A 12,264-nucleotide genomic window follows, 5' to 3' on the forward strand; every position below is an offset into this window, starting at 1 on the left:
ATGCACCAACCCATGCAGGGCATACGGGTCCTCGAAGTGGCTCAGTTCACCTTCGTCCCCGCGGCCGCCGCGGTCCTCGCCGACTGGGGGGCGGAGGTGGTCAAGGTGGAGCACGCCGAACGCGGGGACGGACAGCGCGGCCTGGTCAACGTCCTGGGCGTGGACGCGATCGTCGACGGCAGCAGCTTCTCGCCGATCTTCGAGGGTCCCAACCGGGGCAAGCGCAGCATCGGCCTGGCGCTGGAGAAGCCCGAGGCCCGCGCGATCCTGGACCGGCTGATCGAGCAGAGCGACGTCTTCCTGACCAACTTCCTCCCGGACGCCCGCGCCAAGCTGCACATCGACCTGGAGGACGTCCGCAGGGTCAACCCGGACATCATCTACGTCCGCGGTTCCGGCTTCGGGGCCCGCGGGGCGGAGGCGACCAAGGGCGGCTACGACATGACCGCCTTCTGGGCCAGGTCCGGCAGCGGCGCCGGAGCCACCCCGCAGGAGGCCGCCCGGCTGGCGCCGATGCCGGCCGGCGGCTACGGCGACAACCTCGGCGCGATGACCATCGCCGGCGGCATCGCCGCCGCCCTCTACGCCCGCGCGACCACCGGCGAGACCTCCGTGGTCGACGTCTCCCTGCTCGGCGTCGGCGCCTGGGCCACGCAGTTCACCGTGAACCTGGCCCTGATGGCCGGCGGCCCCCCGCCGCGTCCCCCGGTGCCCCGGCACGGCTCGGCCAGGAACCCGCTGGTCGGCAGCTACCGCACCTCGGACGGACGCTGGCTGCTGTTCTCCATGCTGCAACCGGGCCGCTACTGGGGCGAGTTCTGCACCGTGGTGGACCGCCCGGACCTGATCACCGACCCGCGCTTCGACACCGTCGAGAAGCTCATGGCCGACGCCCCGCAGGCGGCCGAAATCATCGCGGAGATCATCAGCGGCCGGACCTTCGACGAGTGGGTCTCCCTGTTCGACGGTATCGAGGGCCAGTGGGCGATCGTCCAGGACGCCTGGGGGGTCGCCAACGACACGTCACTGCGTGAGAACGGCATGATCGCCACCGTCCAGGACAGCGACGGCGTCGACCGCGAGCTGGTGGCCAACCCGGTCCAGTTCGACGAGACACCGGCCCGGCTGCGCCGGGGACCCCAGTTCGCCGAGCACACCGACGAAATCCTGCGCGGCCTCGGCCTGACGGACGAACAGCTGATCGAGCTGAAGATCGCCGGTGCGGTCACCTGAACCGCCTGACTGTTCATCAAGGAGCAGATGATGGCAGTGATGCCCATCGAATGGGGCAAGGTACGCGAGTACGCGCAGGCGACGGGGGCGGCGCGGCCGGAGTACCTGGACGACCCGCACGCCCCGATCCCGCCGACCTTCCTGGCGACGGTGGTGTTCTGGACGCCCATCGGCGAGAGCCTGCGCTCCCCGCAGGTGCTGAAGGCCTGCGCGGAAGCCGGGATGGAGGCAGGTAGGCACTCCCTGCTCTCGCTGGAGCAGGAGTACGTCTACCACGGTGCACTGCCCCGGGCCGGCGACCGGCTGCACGCCTCGGAGCAGCTGCGCGACGTGCGCGTCAAGCAGACCAGGAGCGGGCGGTCCATGGTCGTGGTCCGGTTCACCGTCTCCTTCCACGACCAGCCGACCCTCCAGGACGAGCAGGGCGAACTGCGCGCCGAGTGCCGGTACACCTCGGCCTACCTCCAGCGGGAGCACCCATGATCGACCCGGTACCCGGCGCCACCCTGCCGGAACGCAGCTTCGGCCCGGTCACCGCGACCGACATCGTCCGCTACCAGGGCGCCAGCGGCGACATGAACCCGATCCACCACGACGACGACTTCGCCCGCGCGGCCGGCTACCCCGCCGCGTTCAGCGCCGGGATGCTCAGCGCCGGCTGGCTCGCCGCCTACTGCACCGAGCACCTGGGCGAGACCGGTGTGCGCCGCTACCGCACCAGGTTCCGCGAGGTGGTCCACCGCGGCGACACGCTGACGGCGTCGGCGAAGGTCGTCCGGGTCTTCGAGGTCGACCGCGAGCAGCGGGTGGAACTGGCGATCCGGCTCCGCAAGGACGGCGACGGATCGGTGGTCGTGGACGGAACGGCGGAGTTCGCACTGCAACCACAGGGAGCACAGCAGCCATGACGACGAACCCCAACGCACGGCCGGGGCAGCCGACCGCGCTGGTCATCGGCGGCGGCGGGATGGGCATGTCGACCGCCCGCCGCCTGGGCCAGTCCCACCGGATCGTGCTGGCCAGCCGGTCCGCGAAGGCGAACGAGGAGCGGGAGGCCGCACTGCGCGAGGACGGCGTGGACGCCGTCGCCGTCGAGTGCGACGTGACGGATCCGGCCTCGGTCGCAGGGCTCGCGGAGTTCGTGGCCGAACGCGGCCCGCTGCGCACCCTGGCCCATGTCGCCGGGCTCTCCCCGTCGATGGACGACTGGCACGGCATCTTCAGCGTCAACCTGATCGGCACCGCATTGATGGAGAGCGCCTGTCTGGGCCTGGCAGCCCCGGGCAGCGCGGCGGTGTTCGTCTCCTCCTCCGCCGGCCACCTCGCCGACCCTCCGGCCCAGGAGGTCACCGAGGTGCTGGACGATCCGCTGGCGCCGGACTTCTTCAGCCGTCTCGACCGGCTCTTCACCCCGGAGGAGCAGACGCCGCTGCAGGCCTACCGGCTCTCCAAGTTCGCCCTCAACCGGATGTGCCGCCGCCAGGTGTCGGCCTGGGGCGCCAAGGGCGCACGGATCGTCTCGGTCTCCCCCGGACCCATCGCCACCCCGATGGGCGCCCGGGAACTCGACGGACCCAACCGCGAGGTGAAGCTGGCGCTGATGCGGCGACTGCCCATCGCCCGCGAGGGGACCATGGTGGAGACGGCCGACGCGATCGAGTTCCTGGCCTCCGACCGCGCCTCCTACATCACCGGCATCGACCTGCTGGTCGACGGGGGTCTGGTCGCGGCGACCCGCCCCGACCCGACATCCCGCGTCCACGGAGCTTACGGAGCGTCAGAGTGACCGCCGGGACCCGGCCTGCCACCAGTGCGCCCCTCGCCGGGCTGCTCGTCGTCGACCTCTCGACCACCCTGCCGGGCGCACAGGCCACGCAGTTCCTGGCCGACGCGGGCGCGGACGTCGTCCTGGTCGAGCCGCCGGGCGGCAGCCCACTGCGCGCCGACCCCGGCTGGCCCGGGCTGCTGCGCGGCAAGCGCAGCATCACCCTGGACATCGGCCTGGGCTCCGAGGACCGCCCCGTCCTGGACGGCCTGCTGCTCCAGGCCGACGTGCTGGTCACCACGATGCGCCCGGCGGCGGCCGAGCGGCACGGCTTCACCGCGCAGCGCCTGGCCGAGGCCTTTCCCCGCCTGGTGGCTGCCAAAATCACCGGCTGGGGGTCGCACGGCCCGTGGGCCGACTACAAGGGCTACGAGAGCCTGGTGATGGCCAAGACCGGCGTGATGCACTCGAAGCGGCAGCTGTCACCGGGCCCCGATCCGGCGTACGTCTCCACGCCGTACGCCTGCTACGCCGCCGCGCAGACGGCGGTCCAGGGCATCCTCGCCGCGCTGTTCGAGCGCGAGAGCAGCGGCCTCGGCCAGGTGGTCGAATCCGACCTGGTGTCGAGTGTGGGCGCGCTGGACCCGTACAACTGGTTCTACGAGATGATCCTGCACCGCTACCCCGACGCCTTCACCCCGCAGATCGCGGCCTTCGACGCGCAGGGACGGCCGCAGACACGGCTGATGTACGCCCTGCTGGTCGCCGCGACCAAGGACGGCACCTGGCTGCAGTTCGCCCACACCGCGCCGCGGCTGATGCAGGCCTGGCTGGAGGAGCTGGGCCTGGCGGACGAGCTGAAGGATCCGAAGTGGACGGACTTCCCCGACCTGCCCACCCCCGAGCTGCGCTTCGAGTGGTGGACCAGGATGCTGGCCGAGGTCGGCGCCCGGACCCTGCCGGAGTGGGAGGCGACCTTCGCACGCAACTCCAACGTCTTCGGCGAGCAGTTCCGCACACCCGACCAGGCCCTCGACCACCCGCAGATCCTGCACGAGGGCCGGGCGGTCACCGTGGACGACCCCGACCTGGGCCCCGTGCGCCAGCCCTCGACGCTGGTGCACGCGGCCGGGCGCCCGCTCACCGAGATCCGCCGCGCACCGAGACCGGGCGAGCACAGCGAGGAGCTGCGCCGGCTGGCCGCCCTGGCTGCCCCCGAGCTTGAGACACCGTCAACACAGGGCACCGCTGCGGGAACCGGCGGCCTCCCGCTGGCCGGGGTCACGATCCTGGAGCTGGGCGGGATGTTCGCCGCACCCTACGGCGCGACCCTGCTGACGGATCTCGGCGCACGCGTCATCAAGGTCGAGCCCCTGGAGGGCGACACCATCCGCTCGGTGATGGCCTTCCCCGAGGCCGGCGGCGCCAAGGTGCTCCAGGGCAAGGAGAGCATCGCGCTCGACCTGCGCACGCCCGAGGGCCTGGCCGTCGTCCTCGACCTGGCCCGCCGCAGCGACCTGGTGCTGCAGTGCTACCGCGCCGGTGTCACCGAGCGCCTCGGCATCGACGAGGCCTCACTCAAGGCCGTCAACCCCGACCTGGTCTACCTCAACTCCCCCGGCTACGGCATCGACGGACCCTACGGTCACAAGCCGGCCTACGCGCCCTCCATCGGCGCCGCCTCTGGCATCGCGCTGACCGACGCGGCCACGGCCGGAGCCAGCCCGGCCAACCAGGAGGAGTTGCTGCGCGGGGCACGCGAACGGTGGGCCGGCGGCGCCGTACCTGCCGTCCAGGCCGACGGGATCGCCGCGCTGAGCGTGGGTTCCGCCCTGCTGCTCGGCCTGTACGCCAGACGGCGGGGCATCGCCCTGACCGGCATGGTGACCACCATGCTCGGCAGCTGCACCCAGGCACTCATCGGCCGCAACACCAGCTATGCCGACCGGCCCCCGCTGACCAGGGTGGACGACGGTTTCCAGGGCACCGGACCGCTGCACCGCCTCTACCGCGCCTCGGACGGCTGGGTCTTCCTCGCGGCCTCCGCCGAACGGGACTGGTCCGCACTGGCCACCGCCCTGAGCAGCCACAGCGACCTTGGCAACGAGCGCTTCTCCACCGCCGACGCACGCGACGCCAACGGCGACGCACTCACCGACGTGCTCAGCCGCATCTTCGCCACCCGGACCAAGGACGCCTGGGAGGCGGACCTGACCGCCCGCGACGTCGGCTGCGTCGCCGTCTGCCAGGAGAACGCCGAATGGCGGATGCAGTCCGACGAGTTCCACCGGGCCGGTTATGCCGTCGACGCGGTGAGCCCCATCTTCGACGAGCACCGACGCCTCGCCCCGCTCAGCCGCTTCTCGCGCTCGGCGGTCAAGGCGGACGCCGGCTGCACCCTCGGCCAGCACACCGATGCGCTGCTGCGCGAACTGGGCCGCAGTGCCGAGTCCATAGCGGACCTTCGCAGCAGGGACGTGGTGCGATGAGCATCCCCGTACCCGAAGAACTGAGGCCGACCGGATCCGTTCTGTCGGCACCGCCGCGGCGGCCCGGATCCGTCCGCCGCACCTCCACCATGGACTTCACCTGGCCGGACGGCCTGGGCGGCGACACCGTCCTGGACGGCCGTGCCCGCGACCTGCTGACCCTGAGCGATGGCTCGGCCGGAGCTGTCGCCGAGGCCCGGCTCGGCATGGTCAGCGATCCGCGGCGGGTGGTCCGGACGATCACCTCGACGCCCCCGCTGCCGCCGTTGCGGGACCTGGTGGGCGAGTCGGCCATGTCGGGCTTCCGGGCCCGGATGTCCGTGCCGGCGGCGGCCGAGGCCGCTGCCGGTACCCCGCTGCACCTCCTGCTCGACGACGTGCCCGGCGCCACCCTGGTCTCCGGCTCCGCGTTCCAGCGCTGGTACGACCCCGAGCTGTACCGCGAGCTCAAGGCCGACGTGAGCCGGCGGGTGATGACCGACGTCTGCACCGGATACCAGCGCGGCTCCAGCGCCCTGCGCCAGGACGGCACCCTGATCTGGCGTCAGAATCGGGCACTGGCAGTGGACCTGGCCGCCGTGGACGACGACCTCGCCTGGCACGCGTACCCGGACCACACCGGGGTGGCCATGCGCCGCGCGCGCCGGATCGACGTCTGGATCGACGGCTCCACCGTCCACGTGGACGCCTTCTTCCAGGACTCCTCGACCCTCCCCGAGGGCGGCCGCCAGTCGATCCACGAGTACAGCCTGACGGCGCAGGCCGATCTGGACTCGCAGACCCTGCGCGCGGTCACCCCCGTCGCCCGGGTGCTGCCCTACGACGAGTGCCCGCTGGCCGTCCTCAACGTCGGGGCGCTGGTCGGGCTGCCGCTCGGCGGGCTGCGCCAGGCCGTGCTGAAGCGCCTGGCCGGCCCGCTGGGCTGCACCCACCTGAACGACATGCTGCGCGCGCTCGCCGACGTTCCGGCACTCGCCGGGCGGCTGGCCGATCCCGCAGCCTGACCCCCAGGAGGCACAGTTCAGCCGCGGCCCTCCGGGGTACCCGGCTCCTGCCCCATGAGCTCCGCTGTCGCAGCCGACAGCGGAGCCGTGAGCATGCCCACCCAGCCGTCGACGTAGTTGCTCAGCTGGGCCTCGCTGATGTGGTGCCGGCCGCGTGCCAGTTCGGCGAGGAGGTTGAGCACGCTGTTGTACAGCTGCACCTGGCGACCCCGCCGGGCCCGCTCGGGCAGCGCGGCCATCAGGTCGGGGACCAGGTCTCCGAGCAGGCCGAAGGACGAGTCGTCGGCGCCCTCGGGAAGGTACTGCGCGAAGGTCCGCGGGTTGGCGCTCACCCGGGCCAGGAACGGAACGAACATCTCCCCCGCCTCGATGCTCTCGACCAGCGGCCGCACGATCAGCCACACCGCGGCCCAGGGGTCGCCGGGCACCCCCTGGGCGCGGACCTCGCTGAGCAGTTCGGCCCGCCGGGCGTTGATCCGCACGTAGCGGAACGCGATCAGGGCGCGCACCAGGCCGGCCTGCGAACCGAAGTGGTAGGCGATCACGGACGAGTTCGACTGCCCCGCCTCGGACCGGATCTGCTGCAGGGTGACGGCCTCGATGCCGTTCAGGGCGAAGAGGCGCTCGGCGGTCACCATGAGCAGCTCGCGGGTGGCGTCTCCGGCGGAGTGGCGGCGCCTGCGCCGCACGTCCCGGTCGTGGTCGTGATCGTGGTCGTGGTCGGACATGACCAAAAGATAAGGGACTGCTCTTAGAAAAGGTAGACAGTTAAATAATTGAGTGGAATGCTCGAGGCGACCGACACACCTGAGCGGCCTAGCGCCGCCCGCGCTGCGGAGGGCCCTGCATGCCCAAACTCTGGACGAACTCCGGCGATTCGCACTTCCTCGAACCGGAGGACCTGTGGGAGTCGCGACTTCCCCGACGGCTTGCCGCCCTGACCCCCAAGGCCGCCAAGGACCCTGACGGCGAGTACGAGACCGTGCACGTGGACGGTCAGAGCTTCCGCCGCAAGCTGCCTACCTCGGCGGCGGTGACCTTCCTGGAGGAGAGCCGCAAGGCGGCCGGCATCCGCGACGCCGGGCTCCGGCTGGGCGATCTGGACCAGGAGGGCGTCTGGGCCGAGGTGATCTTCCCCTCGCTGGGCATGTGGGCCTCCACCTTCCGCACCCCCGAACTGCTGAAGGCCTGCATGCGGGCCAGCAACGAGTGGGCCCTGGAGGAGGTCGCATCGGTGTCCGACCGCTACGTGGTCACCGCCCAGGTCTCCACGCTCACGGTCGAGGACGCCGTGTCCGAACTGGAGTGGGCGGCCGAGCAGGGCTTCAAGGCGGTGTTCCTGCCGACCCGGCCGCACCCCAGCGCCCCGGACTGGCACCGGAACGAATGGGAGCCGTTCTGGGCCGCAGCCGAGCGGGCGAGCATGGTGCTCGCCATCCACATCGGGACCGACCCGGTCGACTTCACCTCCGAGCGCGTCGGCGTCGCCTACCGCGGGCCCGGCGGGGCGGTGATGAACTACACCGAGACCACCTTCTCCGGCCAGCGCGCCGCCATGAAGCTGGTGGCCTCCGGTGCGCTGGACCGGCACCCGGACCTGAAGGTGCTGATCTCCGAGGGCGGGGCCACCTGGATCCCGTTCCTGGGCGACCGGATGCGCGAGGGCTACCGGCAGCACCGGATGGCGGTGCGCCCGGAGCTGAAGCGGGACCCCAAGGACATCCTGATGACCCAGGTCTACGCGTCCTTCCAGCACGACGAGAGCGCCGTGGCGGCCTTCGACGCGATGGGCTACCGCAACGTCATGTTCGGGTCGGACTACCCGCACATGGAGGGCACCTACGGCCACACCCAGGACACCCTCAAGCAGCTGTTCGACGGCGTCAGCGAGGAGACCCGGCTGCGGATCACCCAGGGGGCGTTCCTGGAGCTCTTCCCGCACGTGCCGCCGGTTCCCGTCGGCGAGCCGGTCTGACCCGATGTCAAAGAACGTCAGGCTGAAGCACTCAGGGCTGCGCGACACCGCCATCGTCGGCGTCGGTGCGACCCCCTACTACAAGCGCGGCGAGAGCGCCGACAGGAGCATCAACCAGCTCGCCGGGGAGGCCATCCTGGCTGCCTGCGCGGACGCCGGCCTCTCGGTCAGGGACGTCGACGGGCTGGCCTTCTACTCCCTCGCCCGCGCCGGGTACGCCGACCAGATGGAGGCCGGCGAGTTCGTGGAGACCCTGGGGATCCGCGAGCTCAGGTTCTCGGCCGCGCTGACCGGTGGCGGCGGCGGCTCGGCCGGTGCCATCGGCCTGGCCCGGGCGGCGATCGTCGCGGGCGACGCCTCGATCGTGGTGACCGTGATGGCCCTCCAGCAGCGCACCCGGCTGGGGACCGTGTTCGCCGCCAAGGCGTCCACACCGCTCGCGTCGTTCGTCCAGCCGTCCGGACTCGCCGGGCCCGGACACCTGATGTCGCTGCTGACCCGGCGCCATATGCACCAGTACGGCACCACCCGGGACGCCTTCGCCGAGATCGCGATGTCGACCAGGGCCAACGCCCTGAACCGCCCCAAGGCCCGCTACCGAGAACCGCTGACGCACGATCAGTACTTCGGCGCCCGGATGCTGGCCGATCCGCTGTGCCTGTACGACTTCTGCATGGAGAGCGAGGGCGCGGTCGCGGTCGTCACCACCTCGATCGAGCGGGCGCGCGACCTGCGGCAGAAGCCGGTGCCGGTCGTCTCGGTCGCCCACGGCGGCACCCGCGAATGGGGCCGAGCGTTCTCCTGGTTCGGCATGCCCGACGACGGGACCTTCGCCTCCTCCGGGCACAAGTCGATCGCCCAACGGCTCTACCAGCGCGCCGGGGTCACCGCGGAGGACATCGACGTGGCGCTGATCTACGACCACTTCACCCCCATGGTGCTGATGCAGCTGGAGGACTACGGCTTCTGCGCCAAGGGCGAGGGCGGACCGTACGTGCTCAGCGGTGCCATCAGGCACTCCCCCGAACGCAAGCCGGGCCGCGTCTCGGTCAACCCGCACGGCGGGCAGCTCTCCGAGGCCTACATCATCGGGGCCACCCATATCGTCGAGGGAGTCGAGCAGATGCGGGGCACGGCGATCAACCAGGTCACCGACGCCGAACTGGCCCTGGTGACCGGCGGCCCGGCCGCCCTCCCGGTCAGCGGCCTGATCCTGGGACGTGACCGATGAGCGAAACCGGGATCGCCACAGCCCTGCCCGCCGAACTCGTGCGGATCACCACCGACCCGAGCACCGAGCCGTTCTGGCGGGCCGCCAAGGAGCGCCGGCTGGTCGCACCCCGGTGCGCCGACTGCACCGCCTTCCGGCTGCCGCCCACACCCTTCTGCCCGCACTGCCAGTCCGCCTCGGTGGAGTGGGTCGAGCTGTCGGGGAGGGCGACGGTGTACACCTACACGGTGGTCCAGGGCTTCCCCGGGCTGGCGGACATCACGCTGGTCCCGGTGGTCGTGGACCTGCCGGACGCCCCGGGGGCCCGGCTGGTCACCAACGTCGTCGGTGCCGCCCCCGGCGACGTCCGCATCGGCACCGAACTGACCGTCGACTTCCACCCCATCTCGGACGGCTGGCTGCTGCCGGTCTTCCGCATCGCAGACCCGCCCCTGGGAGGGGAGTGACCGTGGCCGACCACGAGAGCGTGCTCGACGACGCACCGTCCGAGTTCCTCGCCGGCATCGCGAACTCCGCCGGGCAGTGCGACGGACAGGCGGTCGTCCCCGACGGGGACCACTACCTGTGCTGGTGCTCCTGCGGCGAGTGGCGGATCCAGGCGCCCAGCCAGAGCGAGGGGCTGCGCCTGGCCCGGCTGCACACCGGCAGCCCGACCGACTGACACCTGACGACCCGTGACGACCCGTAACGACTGGGAGACGTATTCATGCCGCAGATCAGTAGAGCCGTAGTGATGCCCGGTGACGGCACCTGGGAGCTGCGGGAGTTCCCGGTGCCCTCCCCTCCTCCTGGCGGTGCCGTCCTGCGGGTGGAGGCCGTGGGCATGTGCCACAGCGACATCGACCACCTGCACGGCATCGTGCACACCCCGTGGGGCGGGGCCTATCCCTCGATCCCCGGCCACGAGATCGTCGGACGCATCCACGCGCTCACCGACGAGGCCCGCGCCCGATGGGGCGTTGAGGAAGGCCGGCGCGTCGCCGTGCGCGAGTCGGTCCCGCTGCCGGGCGGCATCCGGGTCTACGGCCACGACTTCGGCGTCGACGAGCGGTCGGGCCTGTCCGGCGGCTACGCGGACTACATGGAACTGCTGCCGGAGACGCTGCTGGAACCGCTCCCCGACGACATCCCGGCCGAGGAGCTGACGCTCTGGGAGCCACTGGCCATCGCGGTCCGGTGGGCGACAGCCGTACGGCCCGGCGACTCGGTCGCCATCCTGGGGCCGGGTCACCTGGGGCTGGCCTCGATCGTCGCGGCCCGCGCCGCGGGCGCCGAGAGGATCTTCATCACCGGCACCGCCTCGGACTCCCTGCGGCTGGACGCGGCACGCAAGCTGGGCGTCGAGGAGGCCATCGACATCAGCACCACCGATCCCGTGGAGCGCATCCGCGAGCTCACCGGCGACGGCGTGAGCGTGGTCATCGACGCCGCCTCGGCCTCGACCGCGACAGTGACGCAGGGCATGCAGATGGCCCAGCGCGGCGGCACGGTGGTGATCGGCGGCCTCAAGGACCGCAAGCCGGTGGAGGGCTTCATCAGCGACCTGATCCCCATGCGCCAACTCCACCTGCACGCCGGCTTCCCCGGCGACCACGTCAAGACCTCGGTGGAGCTGATCAGGCAGGGCAAGGTCCCGACCGCCGACCTGCTCGGCGAGGTCGTCACCCTCGACACGGTCGGCGAGGGCCTGTCCCTCCTCGCCCGCGAACAGCCGGACCGCGACGCGATCCGGGTCTCCCTCAAGCTCGCCGACTGAAGCGCCCGTCCCCGGTGGCGAAGCCGCTCAGCGGCCTTGCCACCGGGGACGGCGCTTCTCGAAGAAGGCGGCGACGCCTTCCTTGATGTCCTGGCCGGCCTTGACCCGCTCGACGGCCTGGGCGCCGGCTTCCCAGCCCGCCGCATCCTCGTCCTCGTGAAGTGTGGCGAGGGCGGCCAGGCTCGCTGCGACCGAGACGGGTGAGGAGAGGCAGACGTCCTCGGCCAGGGCCAGTGCGGTCGCGAGGGCTTCGCCGGGGGCGCACAGGCGGTTGACGAAGCCGAGTTGGTGGCCGCGTTCGGCGTCCAGGACGGCGCCGGTGATCAGCAGTTCCTTGGCGACGTTGAGCGGCAGGGCGCGCATGGCGCGGAAGAGGGCGCCCGAGGAGGCGACCACTCCCCGGCGACTCTCCGGGAGCGCGAACCGCGCGGTCTCCGAGGCGACCACCAGGTCGCAGGCGAGCGCGATCTCGAACCCGCCCCCGTAGGCCGGCCCCTCGACGGCTGCGATCAGCGGCTTGGCCCGGCGTCGTCTGATGACTCCGTACTCGCCGCCCCGTTCGGTACCGCCGCCCGTTCCGTCGCGCAGGTCGGAGCCGGCGCAGAACACCGACGCCGTTCCGGTGATCACGCCGGCCCACAACTCACCGTCGTCGTCCAACAGGTTGAGCGCCTCATCAATGCCGGCGGTGGTCACCCGGTCAATCGCGTTGCGCTTGGCCTCGCGGTCGATACGGATCACCAGGACCCGGCCCTGCCGCTCGCTGCGGACCGTGGCTGCGTCGGATGACATGGTCCCTCTTCCGGTGGCA

13 protein-coding genes are annotated in these 12,264 nt (G+C 71.6%); 11 read left to right on the forward strand and 2 right to left on the reverse strand.

Annotated elements, in window-relative coordinates; genetic code table 11:
- The 6 genes from IF29_RS0123685 to IF29_RS0123710 are packed head-to-tail and all read left to right on the forward strand — an operon-like array spanning position 1 to position 6,491.
- Positions 1-1,233, forward strand: a complete 1,233-nt coding sequence (locus tag IF29_RS0123685) for a CaiB/BaiF CoA transferase family protein (protein WP_030258439.1) — start codon at positions 1-3, stop codon at positions 1,231-1,233.
- A gap of 39 nt (positions 1,234-1,272) precedes the next feature.
- On the forward strand, positions 1,273-1,716 hold the full coding sequence (locus IF29_RS0123690; RefSeq protein ID WP_198037540.1) for an FAS1-like dehydratase domain-containing protein: 444 nt from the start codon (positions 1,273-1,275) through the stop codon (positions 1,714-1,716).
- Positions 1,713-2,141, forward strand: a complete 429-nt coding sequence (locus IF29_RS0123695; protein ID WP_030258444.1) for a MaoC/PaaZ C-terminal domain-containing protein — start codon at positions 1,713-1,715, stop codon at positions 2,139-2,141. Before IF29_RS0123690 ends, IF29_RS0123695 begins: the two co-directional genes overlap by 4 nt.
- A complete protein-coding gene (locus IF29_RS0123700) occupies positions 2,138-3,019 on the forward strand; it encodes an SDR family oxidoreductase (protein WP_051725831.1) in 882 nt (293 codons plus the stop codon). Before IF29_RS0123695 ends, IF29_RS0123700 begins: the two co-directional genes overlap by 4 nt.
- Positions 3,016-5,487 (forward strand): CaiB/BaiF CoA transferase family protein, encoded by a 2,472-nt coding sequence (locus IF29_RS0123705; RefSeq protein ID WP_030258449.1) that lies wholly within the window; start codon positions 3,016-3,018, stop codon positions 5,485-5,487. Before IF29_RS0123700 ends, IF29_RS0123705 begins: the two co-directional genes overlap by 4 nt.
- Entirely contained in the window at positions 5,484-6,491 is a 1,008-nt protein-coding gene (locus IF29_RS0123710) for a DUF2889 domain-containing protein (protein ID WP_030258451.1), read from the forward strand. The genes IF29_RS0123705 and IF29_RS0123710 overlap by 4 nt, the downstream gene beginning before the upstream one ends.
- A 17-nt stretch (positions 6,492-6,508) precedes the next feature.
- On the opposite strand, the gene IF29_RS0123715 is transcribed toward IF29_RS0123710, so the two are convergent.
- The gene (locus tag IF29_RS0123715; protein ID WP_051725834.1) at positions 6,509-7,219 is read right to left on the reverse strand and encodes a TetR/AcrR family transcriptional regulator; all 711 of its coding nucleotides are present in this window, start codon (positions 7,217-7,219) and stop codon (positions 6,509-6,511) included.
- A 119-nt stretch (positions 7,220-7,338) separates the two neighbouring features.
- On the opposite strand from IF29_RS0123715, the gene IF29_RS0123720 reads away from it, so the two are divergent.
- Genes IF29_RS0123720 through IF29_RS0123740 form a run of 5 tightly spaced genes read left to right on the forward strand, consistent with a single transcriptional unit; the run spans position 7,339 to position 11,453 of the window.
- Entirely contained in the window at positions 7,339-8,466 is a 1,128-nt protein-coding gene (locus tag IF29_RS0123720) for an amidohydrolase family protein (RefSeq protein WP_030258456.1), read from the forward strand.
- 4 nt (positions 8,467-8,470) lie between these two features.
- A complete protein-coding gene (locus IF29_RS0123725; RefSeq protein ID WP_198037541.1) occupies positions 8,471-9,697 on the forward strand; it encodes a thiolase C-terminal domain-containing protein in 1,227 nt (408 codons plus the stop codon).
- A complete protein-coding gene (locus tag IF29_RS0123730) occupies positions 9,694-10,143 on the forward strand; it encodes a Zn-ribbon domain-containing OB-fold protein (protein ID WP_030258460.1) in 450 nt (149 codons plus the stop codon). The genes IF29_RS0123725 and IF29_RS0123730 overlap by 4 nt, the downstream gene beginning before the upstream one ends.
- A gap of 2 nt (positions 10,144-10,145) precedes the next feature.
- Positions 10,146-10,358, forward strand: coding sequence for a hypothetical protein (locus tag IF29_RS0123735; protein ID WP_030258462.1), 213 nt, complete (start codon positions 10,146-10,148; stop codon positions 10,356-10,358).
- 45 nt (positions 10,359-10,403) lie between these two features.
- Entirely contained in the window at positions 10,404-11,453 is a 1,050-nt protein-coding gene (locus IF29_RS0123740; protein ID WP_198037542.1) for a zinc-dependent alcohol dehydrogenase, read from the forward strand.
- A gap of 27 nt (positions 11,454-11,480) precedes the next feature.
- Here IF29_RS0123740 and IF29_RS0123745 read toward each other — a convergent pair whose 3' ends face one another.
- The gene (locus IF29_RS0123745) at positions 11,481-12,245 is read right to left on the reverse strand and encodes an enoyl-CoA hydratase-related protein (RefSeq protein ID WP_030258466.1); all 765 of its coding nucleotides are present in this window, start codon (positions 12,243-12,245) and stop codon (positions 11,481-11,483) included.
- Positions 12,246-12,264 lie beyond the last annotated feature (19 nt).

Source organism: Streptacidiphilus jeojiense (genome assembly GCF_000719095.1).
Classification (GTDB): domain Bacteria; phylum Actinomycetota; class Actinomycetes; order Streptomycetales; family Streptomycetaceae; genus Streptacidiphilus; species Streptacidiphilus jeojiensis.

Coding starts and splice junctions, on each gene's coding strand:
- IF29_RS0123685 (WP_030258439.1), top strand. CDS start 1: ATGCACCAACCCATGCAGGGCATACGGGTCCTCGAAGTGGCTCAGTTC.
- IF29_RS0123690 (WP_198037540.1), top strand. CDS start 1,273: ATGCCCATCGAATGGGGCAAGGTACGCGAGTACGCGCAGGCGACGGGG.
- IF29_RS0123695 (WP_030258444.1), top strand. CDS start 1,713: ATGATCGACCCGGTACCCGGCGCCACCCTGCCGGAACGCAGCTTCGGC.
- IF29_RS0123700 (WP_051725831.1), top strand. CDS start 2,138: ATGACGACGAACCCCAACGCACGGCCGGGGCAGCCGACCGCGCTGGTC.
- IF29_RS0123710 (WP_030258451.1), top strand. CDS start 5,484: ATGAGCATCCCCGTACCCGAAGAACTGAGGCCGACCGGATCCGTTCTG.
- IF29_RS0123715 (WP_051725834.1), bottom strand. CDS start 7,219: ATGTCCGACCACGACCACGATCACGACCACGACCGGGACGTGCGGCGC.
- IF29_RS0123720 (WP_030258456.1), top strand. CDS start 7,339: ATGCCCAAACTCTGGACGAACTCCGGCGATTCGCACTTCCTCGAACCG.
- IF29_RS0123725 (WP_198037541.1), top strand. CDS start 8,471: ATGTCAAAGAACGTCAGGCTGAAGCACTCAGGGCTGCGCGACACCGCC.
- IF29_RS0123730 (WP_030258460.1), top strand. CDS start 9,694: ATGAGCGAAACCGGGATCGCCACAGCCCTGCCCGCCGAACTCGTGCGG.
- IF29_RS0123740 (WP_198037542.1), top strand. CDS start 10,404: ATGCCGCAGATCAGTAGAGCCGTAGTGATGCCCGGTGACGGCACCTGG.
- IF29_RS0123745 (WP_030258466.1), bottom strand. CDS start 12,245: ATGTCATCCGACGCAGCCACGGTCCGCAGCGAGCGGCAGGGCCGGGTC.